Origin of the sequence: Pseudomonas sp. PLB05 (assembly GCF_021106615.1) — a bacterium.
In the GTDB taxonomy this organism is placed as follows: Bacteria; Pseudomonadota; Gammaproteobacteria; order Pseudomonadales; family Pseudomonadaceae; genus Chryseomonas; species Chryseomonas benzopyrenica.
In genome coordinates, this window is sequence record NZ_JAJOHO010000005.1 from 46,989 (window position 1) to 66,380 (window position 19,392).

Annotated in this window: 16 protein-coding genes and 1 pseudogene; 12 read left to right on the top strand and 5 right to left on the bottom strand. The window is 65.2% G+C overall.

The genetic code is table 11. The annotated features are described in order from the left end of the window. Positions 1–35 precede the first annotated feature (35 nt). Positions 36–886, bottom strand: a pseudogene (locus LRS53_RS20260) (phosphoglycolate phosphatase). Next, the gene (rpe, locus tag LRS53_RS20265) at positions 883–1,560 is read right to left on the bottom strand and encodes a ribulose-phosphate 3-epimerase (protein ID WP_064306875.1); all 678 of its coding nucleotides are present in this window, start codon (positions 1,558–1,560) and stop codon (positions 883–885) included. Before rpe ends, LRS53_RS20260 begins: the two are co-directional and overlap by 4 nt. A gap of 138 nt (positions 1,561–1,698) precedes the next feature. Between rpe and LRS53_RS20270 the strand changes: the two genes are divergently transcribed. After that, a complete protein-coding gene (locus LRS53_RS20270; RefSeq protein WP_231357111.1) occupies positions 1,699–2,709 on the top strand; it encodes a DUF3530 family protein in 1,011 nt (336 codons plus the stop codon). Here LRS53_RS20270 and LRS53_RS20275 read toward each other — a convergent pair. From LRS53_RS20275 to LRS53_RS20285, 3 genes are read right to left on the bottom strand one after another with little or no spacing between them, the layout of a single operon-like run. Beyond that, on the bottom strand, positions 2,684–3,448 hold the full coding sequence (locus LRS53_RS20275; RefSeq protein ID WP_231357112.1) for a DnaJ domain-containing protein: 765 nt from the start codon (positions 3,446–3,448) through the stop codon (positions 2,684–2,686). The genes LRS53_RS20270 and LRS53_RS20275 overlap by 26 nt on opposite strands. Next, entirely contained in the window at positions 3,445–4,110 is a 666-nt protein-coding gene (gene murU, locus LRS53_RS20280; RefSeq protein WP_231357113.1) for an N-acetylmuramate alpha-1-phosphate uridylyltransferase MurU, read from the bottom strand. The genes LRS53_RS20275 and murU overlap by 4 nt, the downstream gene beginning before the upstream one ends. Continuing rightward, on the bottom strand, positions 4,107–5,129 hold the full coding sequence (locus LRS53_RS20285) for an aminoglycoside phosphotransferase family protein (protein ID WP_231357114.1): 1,023 nt from the start codon (positions 5,127–5,129) through the stop codon (positions 4,107–4,109). Before LRS53_RS20285 ends, murU begins: the two co-directional genes overlap by 4 nt. A gap of 119 nt (positions 5,130–5,248) precedes the next feature. Between LRS53_RS20285 and LRS53_RS20290 the strand changes: the two genes are divergently transcribed. The 11 genes from LRS53_RS20290 to LRS53_RS20340 all read left to right on the top strand — a co-directional run bounded on the left by LRS53_RS20290 (position 5,249) and on the right by LRS53_RS20340 (position 19,390). Next, entirely contained in the window at positions 5,249–8,053 is a 2,805-nt protein-coding gene (locus LRS53_RS20290) for an LPS-assembly protein LptD (RefSeq protein ID WP_231357115.1), read from the top strand. After that, entirely contained in the window at positions 8,034–9,329 is a 1,296-nt protein-coding gene (locus LRS53_RS20295; protein WP_231357253.1) for a peptidylprolyl isomerase, read from the top strand. The genes LRS53_RS20290 and LRS53_RS20295 overlap by 20 nt, the downstream gene beginning before the upstream one ends. Positions 9,330–9,379: 50 nt before the next feature. Further along, on the top strand, positions 9,380–10,375 hold the full coding sequence (gene pdxA / locus LRS53_RS20300; RefSeq protein WP_231357116.1) for a 4-hydroxythreonine-4-phosphate dehydrogenase PdxA: 996 nt from the start codon (positions 9,380–9,382) through the stop codon (positions 10,373–10,375). Positions 10,376–10,667: 292 nt separating this feature from the next. Then, the gene (gene rsmA / locus LRS53_RS20305) at positions 10,668–11,459 is read left to right on the top strand and encodes a 16S rRNA (adenine(1518)-N(6)/adenine(1519)-N(6))-dimethyltransferase RsmA (protein WP_231357117.1); all 792 of its coding nucleotides are present in this window, start codon (positions 10,668–10,670) and stop codon (positions 11,457–11,459) included. A gap of 34 nt (positions 11,460–11,493) precedes the next feature. Then, the gene (apaG, locus tag LRS53_RS20310) at positions 11,494–11,880 is read left to right on the top strand and encodes a Co2+/Mg2+ efflux protein ApaG (protein WP_093254953.1); all 387 of its coding nucleotides are present in this window, start codon (positions 11,494–11,496) and stop codon (positions 11,878–11,880) included. A gap of 8 nt (positions 11,881–11,888) precedes the next feature. Further along, positions 11,889–12,710 carry a symmetrical bis(5'-nucleosyl)-tetraphosphatase gene (locus LRS53_RS20315; protein WP_231357118.1) on the top strand — a complete coding sequence of 274 codons (822 nt, stop codon included), beginning with the start codon at positions 11,889–11,891 and terminating at the stop codon, positions 12,708–12,710. Beyond that, positions 12,707–13,036 (top strand): thiosulfate sulfurtransferase GlpE, encoded by a 330-nt coding sequence (glpE, locus tag LRS53_RS20320; protein ID WP_017640351.1) that lies wholly within the window; start codon positions 12,707–12,709, stop codon positions 13,034–13,036. Before LRS53_RS20315 ends, glpE begins: the two co-directional genes overlap by 4 nt. Before the next feature lie 365 nt (positions 13,037–13,401). After that, complete coding sequence (locus LRS53_RS20325; protein WP_231357119.1) at positions 13,402–15,324, top strand: PrkA family serine protein kinase; 1,923 nt, start codon at positions 13,402–13,404, stop codon at positions 15,322–15,324. A 76-nt stretch (positions 15,325–15,400) separates the two neighbouring features. Then, entirely contained in the window at positions 15,401–16,672 is a 1,272-nt protein-coding gene (locus LRS53_RS20330; RefSeq protein WP_231357120.1) for a YeaH/YhbH family protein, read from the top strand. Then, complete coding sequence (locus tag LRS53_RS20335) at positions 16,669–18,210, top strand: SpoVR family protein (RefSeq protein ID WP_231357121.1); 1,542 nt, start codon at positions 16,669–16,671, stop codon at positions 18,208–18,210. The genes LRS53_RS20330 and LRS53_RS20335 overlap by 4 nt, the downstream gene beginning before the upstream one ends. Before the next feature lie 52 nt (positions 18,211–18,262). After that, on the top strand, positions 18,263–19,390 hold the full coding sequence (locus tag LRS53_RS20340) for a multifunctional CCA addition/repair protein (protein WP_231357122.1): 1,128 nt from the start codon (positions 18,263–18,265) through the stop codon (positions 19,388–19,390). The last annotated feature ends 2 nt before the right edge of the window (positions 19,391–19,392 follow it).

The following is a 19,392-nucleotide window of genomic DNA, read 5'->3' on the forward strand; positions in this document are numbered from 1 at the left end:
CACAGCGCGCCGGTCTGATACCGGCCAGGACGAAATCAGGCGCGCCAGCGCCAACGGGCCAGGGCCTTGATGACTTTCATCCATGCTCGCGAGGAGCCTGTGCGGGTGACCACCACGATGCGATCTCTTGCTCTTGAGGCGGGGGTTGAAGGGCCACGTTAGCCTAGCCGGCGCGGCATGGCAACCGGCCGGCCACCTCGGCGTGCTAGATGAACAGCTCGCGCAGATCGTCGACCACCAGATCCGGCTGCTCGCTGGCGATGGGCTCGCCATGGTTGTAGCCATAGCTCAGGGCCACGCAACGCACCCCGGCGGCGCGGGCGGCGCGGATGTCATTGCGCGAATCACCGATGAACAGGGCCTGACCGGCCACCACGCCTGCCTGCCGCATGACCCACAGCAAGCCGGCCGGATCGGGCTTCTGCTGCGGCAGGGTATCGCCGCCGACGATCCAGTCGAAGTCGCCCAGGCCCATGTCGGCCAGCAGCGGCGCGACGAAGCGCTCCGGCTTGTTGGTGATCACCGCCAGGCGCACGCCCAGGGTGCGCAGCAGCGCCAGGCTGTCCAGCACGCCGGGATAGACGCGGGTCAGGGCGTGGCTGCCGCCATAGAGCGCCATGAAGAGGGCCAGCGCGCTATCGGCAGCGGCTTCGTCCACGGCGTCGTGCTGCATGTCATCGGCCAGGGCGCGACGCACCAGCACCCGGGCGCCGTTGCCGATCCACAGCCGCACCTTGTCCAGCCCCGCCGGCGCGCGGCCCAGGCGTTCGAGCATGGCGTCCACCGCGGCGGCCAGGTCCGGCGCCGAGTCCAGCAGGGTGCCGTCGAGGTCGAACATCACCAGGGCGGGCGGATGCCCGCCACCGAGCCGCACCAGGGCGCTCATACCGAGCGGGCCTTGGCCAGCTCGGCGCGCATCGCCTGGATCACCGCGGCATAGTCGGGCTGGCCGAAGATGGCCGAGCCGGCGACGAAGGTGTCGGCCCCGGCGCGAGCGATCTCGCCGATGTTCTTGACGTTGACCCCACCATCGATCTCCAGGCGGATCGGCCGGCCGGAGGCATCGATCAGGGCGCGCGCCTCGCGCAACTTGTCGAGGGTGCCGGGAATGAATTTCTGGCCGCCAAAGCCGGGGTTGACGCTCATCAGCAGCACCATGTCGATCTTGTCCATCACGTACTTGAGCACGTCCAGCGAGGTGGCCGGATTGAACACCAGGCCGGCGCGGCAACCGCCATCCTTGATCAGCTGCAGCGAGCGATCGATGTGCTCGGAGGCCTCGGGATGGAAGGTGATGTCGGTGGCGCCGGCTTCGATGAAGTCGCCGATGATGCGATCCACCGGCTTGACCATCAGGTGCACGTCGATGGGCGCGGTCACCCCGTAGTTGCGCAGCGCCTTGCAGACCATGGGACCGATGGTGAGGTTGGGCACATAGTGGTTGTCCATCACATCGAAATGGACCATGTCGGCACCGGCGGCGAGGACCTTGTCGACTTCCTCGCCCAGGCGGGCGAAATCAGCGGACAGGATCGAGGGGGCGATGGCGAAGGGTTGCATGGGATAGCCTCGGCGAAGGTTGAGGGGCGGCATTGTAACGGAGATCCGTCTGCGGCTCGGGCGTTCCCGCTGCCCCGACGAGGCGAACGGCGGTAGGCTCGCCAGGGTCAACCATCCCCTTGTCGAGGATTCCCGTCGATGTCGTCACCTGCCCTGCTGCCGCTTTGCCTCCTCCTGCTCGGCCTTGCCGCCCCGGTGCTTGCCGAAGAGGCTCCCAGCCCGGCGCCAGAAACGCCTGCAGCTCCCGCAGCCGTGGCTCCGGCGCTGGAGCGCAGCCAGGAGCAGCAGCAGGCGCTCATGCGGCAGCTGCCCGCCGAGCAGCAGAAGACCCTGCAGGCCGGCGACGAGTCCTTTCTCGCCCTGCTGTTGCCCGCTACCCACGCCAAGGCCGCCGGCACGGTGGTGCTGGTGCCGGGCGCTGGCGAATCGGCCGACTGGCCCAACGTGATAGCCCCCGTGCGCCAGGAACTACCCACCTACGGCTGGCAGACCATAAGCCTGAGCCTGCCCGATCCCTATGACCCCGTGGTGGCGATCGAACGGGATACCGCCCCGGCGGACACCGACGCCCAGGCTAACAGCGAGCAGACGGCACCGCCGGTCACCGGTGGCAGCGGCACGGCGCCCGCCGCCCCGACCCAGGCCGAAGCCGGCAGCGGCGAACCGGCCCAGGCGGCGGTCGCGCCGGTCGATCCCGAAGCCGCGGCCAATGCCCAGGCCACCCGGGTGCTGGCGCGCATCGCCGCCGGCATCGACCTGGCGTTGCAACAGGGCGCCAATCCCATCGTGCTGGTCGGCCACGGCACCGGCGCCTACTGGGCGGCGCGCTATCTCGCCGAAAAGGAGCCAGCCGAGATCAAGCAACTGGTGCTCATCGATGGTCGCGAGGCCGAGGGGCTGCCGCCGCGGCTGGACGCCACCATGGGCAAGACTGATCTGCAGATCGCCGATTTGGTGCACGCACCCGGACCGGCCGCCCAGCGGCGCAAGACGCGCGCAGCGCAAAAGGCTAACAAAGGCTATCGGCAGATCGACCTGCCGGTGATTCCCGGCGACCGGGCCGCGGAGCAGGAACAGACCGTCCGCCGCCTGCGCGCCTGGCTGGATCGGCTACCGCCAACCGCTAGCGAAAGCCCCGCCGCTTCTTGATCACCTGGTAGGCAGCGTGCAACTCGGCGGTACGCTGGGCAGCGGCATAGACCGCCGACTGGCCCGCTCCGGCACCGGCCTTCTTGTCGGGATGGTGACGCGAGAGCAATCGGCGATAGGCCTGCTTGACCGTGGCCGCGTCGGCATCGTCGGTGACGCCGAGCAATTGCAGGGCCTTGCGGTATTTCTCTTCGTTGCTGGGCTGCCGCGGCGCCGCCTGCACGGGCGGCTGCAGGGCCAGCACCTGGGCTTCGGCCAGCCCCATTGCCTGCCCCCAGCCCAGGATTTCATCGCGATCACCGGGGCGTACGCTGCCGCTGATCCAGACCATGCGCCAGCAGGCCCGCAGAATCAGCTCACTGCGCTCGCTGAGTCGGTGCAGGTCTGCCGCTGACGGCAGGGTGCCGCCCTTGCCCTGCTCGAAGGCGGCGATGGCTTTCTTGCGGTCGTCGGCGCCCAGGCCCAGGCGCTCGATCTCGCCTTCGGCCTGGCGGATATGGGCAGTCAGCACCCGACCGCCGCGCTTGGCCAGCCGGCCAAGCATCTGGAATTGCGCCTGGTGCTCGAAGCGCCCGGGCCGCCCCTGCCAGCGTGCCTTCCAGCCCGCCAGGGAGGTCAGCCCCAGCTGCCGCTCGCCGGCATGGGCGAGCAACGCCACCAGCAGGGCGCCGGGAATACTGGCCACCGCCCAACCGGCCAGGAAACCCAGCAGCGTCAGCGGCCAGAACCAGAGCTTCAAGAAGCCATCCCGAACAGTTGCTCCGCCTCGGCCAAGCGTTCCAGGGTGCCTACGTCCACCCAGCGTCCCGCCAACCGCTGGCCCGAGACCTGCCCGGCGACAATGGCCGGTCGCAGCACATCGACCAGCTTGAAGGCTCCTACCGTGCATTCGGAGAAGAGCTGCGGGTGCAGCACGGCGATGCCGCTGTAGGTGAGCTTTTCCGAGGCCTCCAGGGTGATCTGCCCATCCACCAGGCCGAAATCGCCGCTGGGGTGATGAACGGGATTGTCGACCAGCACCAGGTGCGCCAGGCAGCCGGCGGGCAGTGCCAGGGCCGCGAAATCGACATCGGTGCGGATGTCGCCATTGATCAGCATGAAGGGTTCACTACCCAGCAATGGCAGCGCCCGAAAGATACCGCCCCCGGTTTCCAGCGGCTCACCTTCGGCGGAAAAGCGGATGGAGACGCCCAAGCGACTGCCGTCGCCCAGGACGGCTTCCAACTGGTCGCCCAGCCAGGCGTGGTTGATCACCAAGTCGGTGATACCGGCGGCTGCCAGCGCCTGGATATGGTGCTCGATGAGCGGGCGACCGTTCACTTCGATCAGCGGCTTGGGGCGCGTCAGCGTCAGCGGACGCATCCGTTCGCCCTTGCCCGCCGCCAGGATCATGGCCTTCATGGATGGGCTCGCTCGGCGTGCAACTCGTCCAGCAAGGCGCCCAGGTCCGCCAACTCGGGTCGCCGTGCGACCACGGTCCGGATGTAGGCGAGAAAGCGCGGGCTATCGGCGACGTAGCGCGGCTTGCCATCGCGGTGCCAGATGCGGGCGAAGATGCCCAGCACCTTGAGATGACGCTGCACGCCCATCAGGTCCGAGGCCCGCTGGAAGTCGGCGAAATCGGCCTGCACCGGTATGCCGGCGGCGCGCGCCTGTTCCCAGTAGCCCAGCAGCCAGCGCTGTACCAGCGGCTCCGGCCAGCTGAGGAAGGCATCCTTGAACAGACTGGTGATGTCATAGGTGACCGGCCCGATGACCGCGTCCTGGAAGTCCAGCACGCCAGGGTTGGGCGTGCTGAGCATCAGGTTGCGTGGCATGAAGTCCCGGTGGACCAGCACCTGGGGCTGCGCCAGGGCACTGTCGATCAGCAGCCGGCAGACGGCCTGCCAGCGTTCGAGCTGGCTGGCACTGAAGGCCGTGTCCAGTTCACGCCCGACATACCACTCCGGAAACAGCCCCAGTTCGCGGGCGAGCAGAGCCTCATCGTAGAGCGGTAGGCTGCCGTTCGTCGGCTGCTTGCCCTGGAAAGCCAGCAGGGCATCGATAGCCGCCTGGAAATAATCGTCGGCATTGGCCGCGTTGATCACCTCCAGGTAGGTCAGGGTGCCGAGGTCGCTCAGCAACAGGAATCCCCGCTCCAGATCTTGGGCCAGGATGCGTGGCACATGGACCCCGGCTTCCGCCAGCAGCCCGGCCACCCGGACGAACGGACGGCAGTCCTCCTGCGGCGGCGGCGCATCCATCACGATCAGGCTGCGGCCCTCGCCCGCCCAGCGGAAATAACGGCGAAAGCTGGCATCGCTGCTGGCCGCGGTCAGGCTGCCCGTGGGCACCTCGCCCCAGGCCTGCTCCCGGAAAATTTCCGGTAGAACGGTGGTCAGCCAGTCTTCTATCTGGTTTAAGCGAACATCTTCAGTCATTTGCAGCGGATCCCTCGGCCCTAGCCGATGCGCAGGTCATGTTTTATTATCCGCTATCTTTTTGAGCCCATCGAGAGGCCGCGGCCCCTTAATGGCCGGCGTGCAGGACGACTTTAAGGATGGCCGTGAAAACCCCCGCGTTTCGCAGAAAATTTCCCCTCTTGGTAACCGGCAGCCTGCTCGCCATGCAGCCCGTCACCGCCCTTATCGCCGCCCCCGCCGAGCAGTTCAGCTGTAGCGCCGGAGCCGGCGGTGGCTGGTCGTGCAACACCCAGGCACCCGCCGTCGCCATCCCGCCCCGGCCCAGCAAGGGCGAAACCCAGGGCATCGCCGCCGAGCCGGCCGCGCGCCAGGGCGACGCCGCCGTGCTGGTCACCGAAAGCAAGGGTCGCGCCCTCAAGTCCCGCAGTGCCGACTACAGTCACCTGGACTGGGTCCCGCGCGATCAGCTGACCCCGGCCCAGTTGGCCGAGACCGGCCCTTACTGCAGCGGCGCCTATGTCGAGCCGCAGCGCCCGGGCATGTACGACGACACCCCGACGTCCAAGGCCCCGACCTACGTTTCCGCCAAGGCCTCGCGCTACGAGCAGGAGCAGCAGGTCGCCACCCTGGCCGGTGACGTGGTGCTGCGCCAGGGCGGCATGCAGGTGGAATCCCAGGAAGCCAACCTGCACCAGCTGGAAAATCGCGGCGAGCTCAAGGGCAACGTCAAATTCCGCGACAACGGCCTGTTGATGGTCGGCGACAAAGCCGATCTGCAGCTGGACAACGGCCAGGTCCAGGTCGACAACGCCGAATTCGTCATGCACCAGAGCCGTGCCCGCGGCAGCGCGCTCTATGCCAAACGCGGCGACGACGCCATCATCCGCCTCAAGGATGGCACCTACACCACCTGCGAACCGGGCAGCAACGCCTGGCAGGTCAAGGGCAATACCGTGACCCTGAACCCGGCCACCGGCCTGGGTTACGCGACCAACGCCACGCTGCGGGTCAAGGACATTCCGGTCCTCTATACGCCCTTCATCTACTTCCCGATCGACGACCGTCGCCAGTCCGGTTTCCTGGCGCCTTCGATCAGCACCTCCAGCGACACCGGCTTCGCGATCACCACGCCCTACTACTTCAACCTGGCGCCCAACTACGACGCCACCCTCTATCCGCGCTACATGGCCAAGCACGGCCTGCAGACCGAGGGCGACTTCCGCTACCTGACCCGCAGCAGCGAAGGCGAGGTCTACGGCTCCTACCTTAAGGACACCGATCCGGAGCACGAAGGCGAACCGGAAGCCACCGACAGTCGCTGGTTGTACGGCTGGAAGAACCGCAGCGGCCTGGATTCGCGCCTGATGGCCGAGGTGGACTACACCCGCATCAGCGATCCCTATTACTTCCAGGACCTGGACACCGACCTCGGCATCAACAAGCCGACCTACGTCAACCAGCAGGGTCGCCTGACCTACCGTGGCGACACCTTCGTCGCCGGCCTCAACGCCCAGGCCTACCAGCTGGCTACCGTCTCCGACGTGACGCCCTACAACCGCCTGCCGCAGCTGACCCTGAGCGGTGCCCTGCCCTACAACCCGGGCGGTCTGGACTTCACCTACGACACCGAGGCGGTGCGCTTCACCCGCAGCTTCGACGACAACACCTACTTCGACCTGGACGACAACGGCAATCGCACCAACGTGCGCAACCGTCCCGACGTCAACCTCTTCGGCCTGACCCGCGCCGAAGGCAATCGCTACCACATCGAGCCGGGCATCGCCCGCCCGATGACCGCGTCCTGGGGCTTCCTGACGCCGTCGCTGCGCTATGCCTACACCCGCTACGACCTGGACCTGGACAGCACCGGCCAGAACGACCTGAACTCGCCGCTGGTCGGCGGTAGTCGTCGCGCCTCGGCAGGTTCCAGCGTGACCAGCTTCAACGACAGCCCGACCCGCTCGGTGCCGATTTTCAGCCTCGACAGCGGCCTCTACTTCGACCGCACCTCGAATCTGTTCGGCGAAGGTGGCAAGCAGACCTTCGAACCCCGCGCCAAGTACCTCTACGTACCCAACCGCGACCAAGACGATCTGCCGGTGTTCGATACCGGCGAATACACCTTCAGCTACAGCTCGCTGTGGCGCGACAACCGCTTCACCGGTCGCGACCGCATCGGCGATGCCAACCAGCTGGCCCTGGGTGCCACCAGCCGCTTCATCGAGCCCAACGGCTTCGAGCGCGCCAACGTGAGCTTCGGTCAGCTGTTCTACTTCCGCGACCGCGAGGTGCAGCTGCCCGGCCTGACCAAGGACGACCTGGCCTACGCCCGCAGCCTGGGGCAGAACATCGACAATCCCCAGGCCACCACCTCGCGCTCGCCCTATGCCCTGGCCGGCATGTATCGCTTTAACCGCGACTGGCGCGTGAACGGCGAATTCAACTGGGATCCGACCCTGCACCAGACCGATTCCGGCAGCGTCATGTTCCACTATCAGCCGGAAGCCGAGCCGGGCAAGATCCTCAACGTCGGCTACCGCTATCGTGACAACGTCCGGGTGTTCGATCCGAACTTCGGCCGCTTCACCTACAACAGCGACGACTACAAGGTCGACCAGCACGACATCTCCTTCATCTGGCCGATCGTGCCCCAGTGGTCCGCCATCGCCCGCTGGCAGTTCGACTACAACAAGAGCCGTACCCTGGAGGCCTTCGGTGGCTTCGAGTACGACAACTGCTGCTGGAAGCTGCGCCTGATCAGCCGCTACTGGCTCAAGAGCGAAGACGACGTCTTCTACACCGCCCAGAGCTCCGAAGCCGATCGCGGGATCTTCCTGCAGATCGTGCTCAAGGGACTCGGCAACGTCTTCGGCGGCAAGACCGAAGGCTTCCTGGACAGAGGCATTCAAGGCTATCGTGAACGTGAAGACCAAGCTATGTAACGCCCTGCGCCCGCTCGCCCTGGGCGCGGCGCTCGCTCTCTCCCCTCTGGCTCAGGCTGCCGTGGTTCCGCTGGACAAGGTCGTGGCCATCGTCGACAACGACGTGGTCATGCAGAGCCAGCTCGATCAACGCCTCAACGAGGTCAAGCAGAACATCACCCGCCGTGGCGCCGCGGCGCCGCCGGAAAGCGAACTGCGTCAGCAGGTACTCGAACGGCTGATCCTGGAAGACATCCAGATGCAGCTGGCCGGCCGCATGGGCGTGAAGATCTCCGACGAGGAACTCAACCAGGCCGTCGCCACCATCGCCCAGCGCAATGGCCTGAGCGTGGCCGAATTCCGCCAGGCCCTGGCCCGCGACGGCCTCTCCTACGATGCCGCTCGCGAGCAGGTCCGGCGCGAAATGATGATCAGCCGGGTGCGCCAGCGTCAGGTCGGTCAGCGCGTGCAGGTCACCCAGCAGGAGGTGCAGAACTTCCTCGCCTCGGACCTGGGCAAGCTGCAGCTGTCCGAAGAGTATCGGCTGGCCAATATTCTGATCCCGGCAGCCGACAACGCCGGCACTGCCGGTCTCGATGCCGCCGCACGCCAGGCCCAGGACACCTACAACCAGCTACGCCAGGGCGCCGACTTCAACCAGTTGGCCATCGCCCGCTCGGCCGGCGACAACGCCCTTGACGGTGGCGAGATCGGCTGGCGCAAGGCCGCCCAGCTGCCCCCGCCCTTCGACCGCCTGATCGGCAGCGTCGGCGTCGGCGGCATCACCCAGCCCGTGCGCGTGCCCGGCGGCTTCGTGATCCTCAAGGTGGAAGAGAAGCGTGGTGGCGAGGCCAGCATCGTCGACGAGGTGCATGTCCGGCACATCCTGCTCAAGCCCAATGCCGTACGCAGCGACGCCGAGACCCAGCGACTGGCCGCGCGGCTGCGCGAGCGCATCCAGAACGGCGAGAACTTCGCCACCCTGGCCAAGAGCTTCTCGGAAGATCCGGGCTCGGCGCTCAATGGCGGCGACCTGGGCTGGATCAATCCGGAATCCCTGGTGCCGGAATTCCGCGAAGTGATGAACAGCTCGCCGGTCAACCAGCTGTCGCAGCCGTTCCATACGCCGTTCGGCTGGCACATCCTGGAAGTCCTGGGGCGTCGGGCCACCGACAACACCCAGCAGGCGCGCGAGCAGCAGGCCTTGAATCTCCTGCGCAATCGCAAATATGACCAGGAGCTGCAGACCTGGTTGCGCCAGATCCGCGACGAAGCCTACGTCGAGATCAAGCAGTAACCCCAAGGCCGCAGGCATCCCCTGCGGCCTTCTTGTTTCCGGAGCCCGCCATGGCCCTGCGCTTCGCCCTCACCCCCGGTGAACCCGCCGGCATCGGTCCCGACCTCTGCCTGCTGCTGGCGCGCGCCGCCCAGCCCCACGCCCTGATCGCCATCGCCAGCCGCGATCTCCTGGCCGCCCGCGCGGTGGAGCTGGGGCTCGCCATCGATCTCATCGCGGTAGACCCCACGGCCTGGCCCGAACGCCCGGCGCCGGCCGGTGCGCTCTATGTCTGGGACACCCCGCTGGGCGCGCCGGTGGTGACCGGGCAGCTGGATACCGCCAATGCCGCCTACGTCCTGGAGACCCTGACCCGCGCCGGCCAGGGCTGCCTCGACGGCACCTTCGCCGGGATGATCACCGCGCCGGTGCACAAGGGCGTGATCAATGACGGCGGCGTGGCCTTTTCCGGCCATACCGAATTCCTCGCCGAGCTGACCGACACCCCCCAGGTGGTGATGCTGCTGGCGACCGCCGGCCTGAGGGTGGCCCTGGTCACCACCCACCTGCCGCTGCGCGAGGTGGCAGATGCCATCGATCGCCAGACGCTGCTGGACGTGACCCGCATCCTGCACGGCGATCTGCAGCGCTATTTCGGCGTCGCCCGGCCGCGGATCCTGGTCTGTGGCCTCAATCCCCATGCCGGCGAGGGCGGTCACCTGGGCCGCGAAGAGCTCGAGATCATCGAGCCGGCGCTGGACAGCCTGCGCGCCGAAGGCCTCGACCTGGTCGGGCCGCTGCCCGCCGACACCCTCTTCACCCCCAAGCATCTCCAGCACTGCGATGCCGTCCTGGCCATGTACCACGACCAGGGCCTGCCGGTGCTCAAGCACAAGGGCTTCGGCGCCGCGGTCAACGTGACTCTGGGTCTGCCGATCATCCGTACCTCGGTCGACCACGGCACCGCCCTCGACCTGGCCGGCAGCGGTCACATCGACACCGGCAGTCTGAAGGTCGCCCTCGACACCGCCTACAGCATGGCGGCCCATCGCCGCTCGGTGACTTAAGAGACTATTCACAACCTCGCGAGCTAGAGACAAACAAGGCCTGGGCGGCCCCGCAAAAAGTCCTGAGGAAGCGGATCGGGCTCGCGCGCGAGTTTACGAATGGTAAATGAGCATTTACGACGGGGCCGCCTAGGTGGGGCTGGCCTTCCAGGGTCTTTTCAACGCAGTTTGGCCGACGCGTAGCAGGTTATGAACAGCCTCTGAGCGCTCCGGTGACGGTCAAGGGTCTGCTAAACTGGTAGGTCTTTGCCGTCTTGAAATCGCAGGCCCGCTGCCTGCGCCGGAGCACCTGATGACCGAGCTCTACCAACACCGCGCCCGCAAGAGGTTCGGCCAGAACTTCCTGCACGACGCCGGGGTGATCCATCACATCCTTCGCGCCATCCACGGGCGACCCGGCGAGCGACTGCTGGAAATCGGCCCGGGCCAGGGCGCCCTTACCGAAGGGCTGCTCGGCAGCGGCGCCCGGCTCGATGTCATCGAGCTGGACCAGGACCTGCTTCCCCTGCTCAGACTCAAGTTCGGCCTCAATCCGCTGTTCACCCTGCACCAGGGTGACGCCATGAAATACGACCTCTCCAGCATCGCCGCGGGCGATCGACTGCGGGTGGTGGGCAACCTGCCCTACAACATCTCCACGCCGCTGATCTTCCACCTGCTCAGTTTCGCCGACATCATCGCCGACATGCACTTCATGCTGCAGAAGGAAGTGGTGGAACGCCTGGCGGCGGTGCCCGGCAATGGCGACTGGGGCCGGCTGTCGATCATGGTGCAGTATCACTGCCGCGTGGAGCACCTGTTCAACGTCGGTCCGGGCGCCTTCAATCCGCCACCCAAGGTGGATTCGGCCATCGTCCGCCTGGTGCCTCATACCGAGCGCCCCCACGTGGCCCGTGACCCGGTCCTGCTCGAACGCGTCGTCCGCGAGGCCTTCGGCCAGCGCCGCAAGACCCTCAGGAACACCCTCAAGGGCACCCTGGACAGCGCCGCCATCGAAGCCGCCGACGTCGATCCCGGGCTACGCCCCGAGCAGCTGGACCTGGCCGCCTATGTGCGCCTGGCCAACCAGTTGGCGTCCAGCTGAAGCCTTTCCACCCGTATCCGCAGAGAATCCTTTCGTGACCGAGCCCGATCCGCGCTACCTCATCACCGTGCAGGTCACCACCCGCTACCTGCCCGAACAATCCAGCGCCAGCCAGGAGCGCTACGCCTTCGCCTACGATGTGAGCATCCGCAATGACGGCCAGCTGCCGGCGCAACTGCTCAGCCGCCACTGGATCATCACCGACGGCAATGGCGAGGTGCAGGAAGTGCGTGGGCCGGGCGTGGTGGGCGAGCAGCCGCTGATCGCCCCGGGCGCAACCCACAGCTATTCCAGCGGCACCCTGATGCCGACCCAGGTCGGCAGCATGAGGGGCAGCTACCAGATGGTCGCCAGCGATGGCCACCTCTTCGACGCTGCCATCCCCACCTTCCGCCTGGCCGTACCGGGCTCGCTACACTAGGACTGCCAATGACGCTGTACGCCGTTGGTGACCTGCAAGGTTGCCTCGACCCGCTCAAATGCCTCCTCGACGAGGTCCGCTTCGATCCCGCGCAGGACCGCCTCTGGCTGGTAGGTGATCTGGTCAACCGCGGACCTCAGTCGTTGGATACCCTGAGATACCTGTACGCGATACGCGATTCGGTGGTCAGCGTCCTGGGCAACCACGACCTGCACCTGCTGGCGGTGGCCCTTGGCGGCGCCAGGCTGAAAAAGCAGGACACCCTGAGCGACATCCTCGCCGCTCCCGATCGCGACGAACTGCTGAGCTGGCTGCGCCACCTGCCGCTGATCCAGCACGATGCCGAACGCAACTGCGTGCTGGTCCACGCCGGCCTGCCACCGCAATGGACGCTGACCCAGGCCAAGAGCCTGGCCGGCGAAGTGGAGGCCGTGCTGCGCGATGATGAGGCCCATGTGTCCTTTCTCGAGCAGATGTATGGCAATGAACCGGCGCTCTGGCAAGATGATCTCCAGGGCCAGGACCGCTTGCGCCTGATCACCAACTACCTGACGCGCATGAGATTCTGCAGTCCGGAAGGTCGGCTGGAATTCAAGAGCAAGGAAGGCCTGGACAGTGCGCCGGCCGGCTTCGCCCCCTGGTTCAGCCACGAGCATCGGCTGACCCGCGACGTGCGCATCCTGTTCGGCCACTGGGCCGCGCTCAAGGGTCGCTGCGCAGCGCCCAATGTCGAGGCCCTCGACAGCGGCTGCGTCTGGGGCGGCGACATGACCCTGCTCGACGTCGACGGCAACCGCCGTCATCTCTGCAGTTGCAAGGAGAAGAAATGAGCGAATTCACCTGTATCTCCCCGGAACGGGCCCTGGAACTGCGCAGTGAGGGCGCCCGGATCGTCGACATCCGCGATCCGCACAGCTATGCCACCCTGCACGTCGCCGGCGCCCAGCGGATCGACAACCAGAACATCCATGACTTCATCGCCGCCGCCGATCTCGACGCGCCGCTACTGGTGTTCTGCTACCACGGCCATTCCAGCCAAAGCGCGGCGGCCTTTCTCGCCGGCCAGGGCTTCAGCCAGGTCTACAGCGTCGACGGCGGCTTCGAAAACTGGCGCACCCTCTATCCCGAGCAGACCGAAAGCGGCGCGGGCGTTTAACACAGCGGCTTGACGCTGTGGTTACAAGAATAAACCGAATTGGCTCTTCCACATCTCGCAGATAGGACTATTCTGGAATCAGGCCCTCCGGAAACGGCGGGCTCGATAACCGGCTTTGGACCATCGGTGTAACCACTGGAGATTCGGGGGAATTCCAGGGGGACCGTTTCCATCGGTCTCCTTCGTGCGTCTCTCGAAACCCAACCCTTCTCTGCAAGCGTGTAAGGATCGATTAGGCAAGACGACCGCGAAGGTATTAGAGACGTTATCTTTCGTCGCCCGGCATGACCGCTCCCCATCGGCAGCAAGGCAAGGCTCCAGGCATCGATTCCAAGCTGGTCCAGGGTATCCAGCGAGGAGACGTCATGAGCATTTTCAGTCACTTCCAGGGGCGTTTTGAAGCGACTCGCCAGGAAGAGTATTCCCTTCAGGAATACCTTGAGATCTGCAAGAAGGATCGTACCGCCTTTGCCAGTGCCGCCGAGCGCATGCTCATGGCCATCGGCGAACCCGAACTGGTGGACACCACCAGCGACTCACGCCTGTCCCGCATCTTTTCCAACAAGGTCATCCGCCGCTATCCGGCCTTTGCCGACTTCCACGGCATGGAAGACTGCATCGAGCAGATCGTGTCCTACTTCCGCCATGCGGCGCAGGGCCTGGAAGAGAAGAAGCAGATCCTCTATCTGCTCGGTCCAGTGGGTGGCGGCAAATCCTCCCTCGCGGAGAAACTCAAGCACCTGATCGAGAAGGTCCCCTTCTACGCCATCAAGGGCTCGCCGGTGTTTGAATCGCCGCTGGGGCTGTTCAATCCCGACGAAGATGGTCAGATCCTCGAAGAGGACTACGGCATCCCTCGCCATTACCTGCGCAGCATCATGTCGCCCTGGGCGGCCAAGCGCCTGCAGGAATTCGGCGGTGACATCAGCAAGTTCAAGGTGGTCAAGCTCTACCCGTCCATCCTCAACCAGATCGCCATCGCCAAGACCGAACCGGGCGACGAGAACAACCAGGACATCTCCGCCCTGGTGGGCAAGGTGGACATCCGCAAGCTGGAGGAATACCCGCAGAACGATGCGGACGCCTACAGCTATTCCGGCGCCCTGTGCCGTGCCAACCAGGGCCTGATGGAATTCGTGGAGATGTTCAAGGCCCCGATCAAGGTCCTGCACCCCTTGCTGACCGCGACCCAGGAAGGCAACTACAACAGCACCGAAGGCCTCGGCGCCCTGCCCTACAGCGGCATCATCCTGGCCCACTCCAACGAATCCGAGTGGCACACCTTCCGCAACAACAAGAACAACGAGGCCTTCATCGACCGGATCTACATCGTCAAGGTGCCCTACTGCCTGCGTGTCTCCGACGAGATCCACATCTACGACAAGCTCTTGGTCAATAGCTCCCTGGCCGACGCCCATTGCGCGCCGGACACCCTGAAGATGCTGGCTCAGTTCTCGGTGCTCTCGCGCCTCAAGGAACCGGAAAACTCCAACATCTACTCGAAGATGCGTGTCTACGACGGCGAAAACCTCAAGGACACCGATCCCAAGGCCAAGTCGATCCAGGAATACCGCGACAGCGCCGGCGTCGACGAGGGCATGAACGGCCTGTCCACGCGCTTCGCCTTCAAGATCCTCTCGCGAGTGTTCAACTTCGACGCCAACGAGATCGCCGCCAACCCGGTGCACCTGCTCTACGTGCTGGAGCAGCAAATCGAAGCCGAGCAGTTCCCGGCCGAGACCCGCGAACGCTACATGAGATTCATCAAGGAATACCTGGCGCCACGCTATGTGGAGTTCATCGGCAAGGAGATCCAGACCGCCTACCTCGAGTCCTACAGCGAATACGGCCAGAACATCTTCGACCGCTATGTGCTCTACGCAGACTTCTGGATCCAGGATCAGGAATACCGCGATCCGGAAACCGGCGAGATTCTCAATCGCGCTTCTCTCAACGAGGAACTGGAGAAGATCGAGAAACCGGCCGGTATCAGCAATCCGAAGGATTTCCGCAACGAGATCGTCAACTTCGTGTTGCGCGCCCGTGCCAACAATAACGGCAAGAATCCGAGCTGGCTGTCCTACGAGAAGCTGCGCGCGGTGATCGAGAAGAAGATGTTCTCCAACACCGAGGAGCTCCTGCCGGTCATCAGCTTCAATGCCAAGGCCAGCAAGGAAGATCAGCAGAAGCACAGCGACTTCGTGACCCGCATGGTGGAGCGCGGGTACACCGAGAAGCAGGTGCGACTGCTGTCCGAGTGGTATTCACGGGTACGCAAGTCGCAGTAAGGCAGCCTGAGGCTGAACCCGCGACGACGCGCCTGCCGCGTCGTCGTGGCGTCCTGCAATAGCCCGGAGGGCCTGTATGAGTTATGTCATCGACCGGCGTCTAAACGGCAAGAACAAGAGCACGGTGAACCGCACGCGTTTCCTGCGGCGCTATCGTGAGCACATCAAGAAGGCGGTCGAGGAAGCCGTGAGTCGGCGCTCCATCACCGACATGGAGCACGGCGAGCAGATCAGCATTCCTGCCCGTGACATCGACGAGCCTGCGCTGTACCAAGGCAAGGGCGGGCGCCAGACCATCGTCCACCCGGGCAACAAGGAATTCGTCAGCGGCGAACGCATCCCGCGCCCCCAGGGGGGTGGCGGCGGTCAGGGCCAAGGCAAGGCCAGCAACAGCGGCGAAGGCATGGACGAATTCGCCTTCCAGATCACCCAGGACGAATTCCTCGACTTCATGTTCGAGGACCTGGAGCTGCCCAACCTGGTCAAAAAGCAGCTGACCGGCACCGACACCTTCAAGACCGTACGCGCCGGCATCAGCAACGAGGGCAATCCGGCCCGCATCAACATCATCCGCACCCTGCGCGCCTCCCACGCCCGGCGCATCGCCCTCTCCGGCGGCAGCCGCAACAAGCTGCGCGAAGCCAAGGCGGAACTGGCGCGACTGCGGGTGGAGGAGCCCGACAACCTGGGCGACATCCAGGCGCTGGAGGCCGAGATCGAACGGCTGCGCGCGCGCATCGACAAGGTGCCCTTCCTCGACACCTTCGACCTCAAGTACAACCTGCTGTCCAAGCAGCCCAGCCCCAGCTCCAAGGCGGTGATGTTCTGCCTGATGGACGTCTCCGGCTCCATGACCCAGGCCACCAAGGACATCGCCAAGCGCTTCTACATCCTGCTCTACCTGTTTCTCAAGCGGAACTACGAGCGCATTGAGGTGGTGTTCATCCGCCACCACACCAGTGCCAAGGAAGTGGATGAAGAGGAATTCTTCTACTCCCGGGAAACCGGCGGCACCATCGTCTCCAGCGCCCTCAAGCTGATGCAGGAGGTCATGGCCGAGCGCTATCCGGTCAACGAGTGGAATCTCTATGCCGCCCAGGCCTCCGACGGCGACAACTGGAACGACGACTCGCCCATCTGCCGGGAGATCCTGACCAAGCAGATCCTGCCGTTCATGCAGTATTACACCTATGTGGAGATCACCCCGCGCGAGCACCAGGCGTTGTGGTACGAATACGAGAACGTCCGCGGCGCCTTCCCGGATTCCTTCTCGCAGCAGCAGATCGTCTCGGCGGGGGATATCTATCCCGTGTTCCGCGAATTGTTCCAGCGGAGACTCGTGTCATGAAACGTGAGCCCATCTCCACCGGCTCGGAATGGACCTTCGAGCTGATCCAGACCTACGACCGGGAGATCGCCCGGATCGCCAAGCGCTATGCGCTGGACACCTATCCCAACCAGATCGAGGTGATCACCGCCGAGCAGATGATGGATGCCTATGCCTCCGTCGGCATGCCCATCGGCTACAACCACTGGTCCTACGGCAAGCACTTCCTGCACACTGAGAAGCACTACAGCCGCGGCCAGATGGGCCTGGCCTACGAGATCGTGATCAACTCCGATCCCTGCATCGCCTACCTCATGGAAGAGAACACCATGACCATGCAGGCGCTGGTGATCGCCCACGCCTGCTATGGCCACAACAGCTTCTTCAAGGGCAACTACCTGTTCCGCACCTGGACCGATGCCAGCTCCATCATCGACTACCTGGTGTTCGCCAAGCAGTACATCACCCAGTGCGAGGAACGCCATGGCATCGATGCCGTGGAAGAGCTGCTGGATTCCTGCCATGCGCTGATGAACTACGGGGTGGATCGCTACAAGCGGCCCTACCCCATTTCCGCCGCCGAGGAACGCCAGCGGCAGAAGGAGCGCGAAGAGCAGTTGCAGCGGCAGGTCAACGACCTCTGGCGGACCATTCCCAAGATGGCCGGCAAGGAGGCCCATGACGAAGGGGCGCGCTTCCCCAGCGAACCCCAGGAAAACATCCTCTATTTCGTGGAAAAGCACGCGCCGCTGTTGGAGCCCTGGCAGCGCGAGCTGATCCGCATCGTGCGCAAGATCGCCCAGTACTTCTATCCCCAGCGCCAGACCCAGGTGATGAACGAAGGCTGGGCCACCTTCTGGCACTACACCCTGCTCAACGATCTCTACGACGAGGGCCTGGTCACCGAAGGCTTCATGTTCGAATTCCTGCAATCCCACGCCGGGGTGATCTACCAGCCGGGCTTCGACAGTCCCTACTACAGCGGCATCAACCCCTACACCCTGGGCTTCGCCATGTTCCGCGACATCCGCCGCATCTGCGAGGACCCCACGGAGGAAGACCGCCGCTGGTTCCCCGACATCGCCGGCAGCGACTGGCTGGCCACCGTCACCTTCGCCATGAAGAGCTTCAAGGACGAGAGCTTCATCCTGCAGTACCTTTCACCCAAGGTGATCCGCGACCTCAAGCTGTTCAGCATTCTCGATGACGATCAGCGCGACGAACTGGAGGTAGCGGCCATCCACGACGACGCTGGTTATCGCCTGATCCGCGAGCAACTTGCGGCCCAGTACAACCTGGGCAATCGCGAGCCCAATGTGCAGATCTGGAACGTGGACCGGCGTGGCGATCGTTCGCTCACCCTTCGCCATTTCCAGCATGACCGCAAGCCGTTGGGCAACTCCACGGACGAGGTGCTCAAGCACCTGCACCGACTCTGGGGGTTCGACATTCGCCTGGAAAGCATGAGGGGCGAAGATGTCACCCACAGCTTCCAGGTTCCGCCCCGCCACGAGAGCCGCGATCATGACCGGCGTCTGGATCTGGCTTCGCCGATCTGAGCCGAGTCAGGCTTTCGGGCTATCCTAGACCTCCGCAAGGAGGTCTTTTTCTATGCAAATCTACAAGGTGGGCGGCGCCGTACGGGATCGCCTGCTCGGCCGACCGGTGACCGAAGTCGACTGGGTCGTGGTGGGCGCCACCGCCGAAGCCCTCGCCGCCCAGGGCTATCGCCCGGTGGGCGCCGATTTCCCGGTGTTCCTGCATCCCCAGACCGGTGAGGAATACGCCCTGGCCCGTACCGAACGCAAGAGCGGGCGCGGCTACGGCGGCTTCACCTTCCACGCCGCGCCCGATGTCACCCTGGAACAGGATCTGATCCGTCGCGACCTGACTGTCAATGCCATGGCCGAAGACGACGATGGCCAGGTCATCGACCCCTATGGCGGGCGCGCGGATCTTCAGGCACGCCTGTTGCGCCACGTCTCGCCCGCCTTCGCCGAAGATCCATTGCGCGTGCTACGCGTCGCCCGTTTCGCCGCCCGCTATTGCAGCCTGGGTTTCCAGGTGGCGCCCGAAACGCTGCTGCTGATGCAGGAGATGGTCGCCAGCGGCGAGCTGGATGCCCTGACCGCCGAGCGGTTGTGGAAGGAAATTTCGCGCGCCCTGCTCGAAGAGCGACCCGATGTCTTCATTCGGGTGCTGCACGACTGCGGCGCCCTGGCGGCGCTCCTGCCGGAGGTAGCTGCCGGGTTCGCCGGTGAGCAACCCGAACCCGGCGCCCGGGTCTATGCCACCCTGCGCCAGAGCGCCGAGGTCCAGGCCTCGCTGAACGTGCGCTGGGCCTGCCTGCTGCTGGACGTACCGGAAGAGGAGCACGCGGCCATCAACGCCCGCCTCAAGGTCCCGCGCGAACCCGCCGAACTGGCCTTGTTGCTGGCGCGCCACTGGTCCACGGCCCTGCAGGCCCGGCAGCTGACGCCCGAGGCCTGGTTCGAGCTGCTGCAGGGTTTCGACGTCTTGCGGCGTCCGGCGCGCTTCGAGGAGTTCCTCCAGGCCTGCACCTGTGCGGCGGCGGTAAGGACCGACGAGGGCGAACCACCGTTGACCCTGCTGCGCCAGGCAGCCGAGGTGTTGCGCGGGGTCGAGGTCCAGCCCTTGGTCGCCCAGGGCTTCAAGGGTGCCGCCCTGGGTGAGGCCCTCAAGCAGGCCCGCCTCGACGCCCTGGCCCAGCTCTCGTAGGT

Bases quoted from the DNA above. Each gene is read 5' to 3' on its own strand.
- LRS53_RS20325 (WP_231357119.1), top strand. From the start codon at position 13,402: ATGAGCATTTTCAGTCACTTCCAGGGGCGTTTTGAAGCGACTCGCCAG.
- LRS53_RS20340 (WP_231357122.1), top strand. From the start codon at position 18,263: ATGCAAATCTACAAGGTGGGCGGCGCCGTACGGGATCGCCTGCTCGGC.
- LRS53_RS20290 (WP_231357115.1), top strand. From the start codon at position 5,249: ATGGCCGTGAAAACCCCCGCGTTTCGCAGAAAATTTCCCCTCTTGGTA.
- rsmA (WP_231357117.1), top strand. From the start codon at position 10,668: ATGACCGAGCTCTACCAACACCGCGCCCGCAAGAGGTTCGGCCAGAAC.
- LRS53_RS20270 (WP_231357111.1), top strand. From the start codon at position 1,699: ATGTCGTCACCTGCCCTGCTGCCGCTTTGCCTCCTCCTGCTCGGCCTT.
- rpe (WP_064306875.1), bottom strand. From the start codon at position 1,560: ATGCAACCCTTCGCCATCGCCCCCTCGATCCTGTCCGCTGATTTCGCC.
- pdxA (WP_231357116.1), top strand. From the start codon at position 9,380: ATGGCCCTGCGCTTCGCCCTCACCCCCGGTGAACCCGCCGGCATCGGT.
- LRS53_RS20330 (WP_231357120.1), top strand. From the start codon at position 15,401: ATGAGTTATGTCATCGACCGGCGTCTAAACGGCAAGAACAAGAGCACG.
- LRS53_RS20335 (WP_231357121.1), top strand. From the start codon at position 16,669: ATGAAACGTGAGCCCATCTCCACCGGCTCGGAATGGACCTTCGAGCTG.
- murU (WP_231357113.1), bottom strand. From the start codon at position 4,110: ATGAAGGCCATGATCCTGGCGGCGGGCAAGGGCGAACGGATGCGTCCG.
- glpE (WP_017640351.1), top strand. From the start codon at position 12,707: ATGAGCGAATTCACCTGTATCTCCCCGGAACGGGCCCTGGAACTGCGC.
- LRS53_RS20315 (WP_231357118.1), top strand. From the start codon at position 11,889: ATGACGCTGTACGCCGTTGGTGACCTGCAAGGTTGCCTCGACCCGCTC.
- LRS53_RS20285 (WP_231357114.1), bottom strand. From the start codon at position 5,129: ATGACTGAAGATGTTCGCTTAAACCAGATAGAAGACTGGCTGACCACC.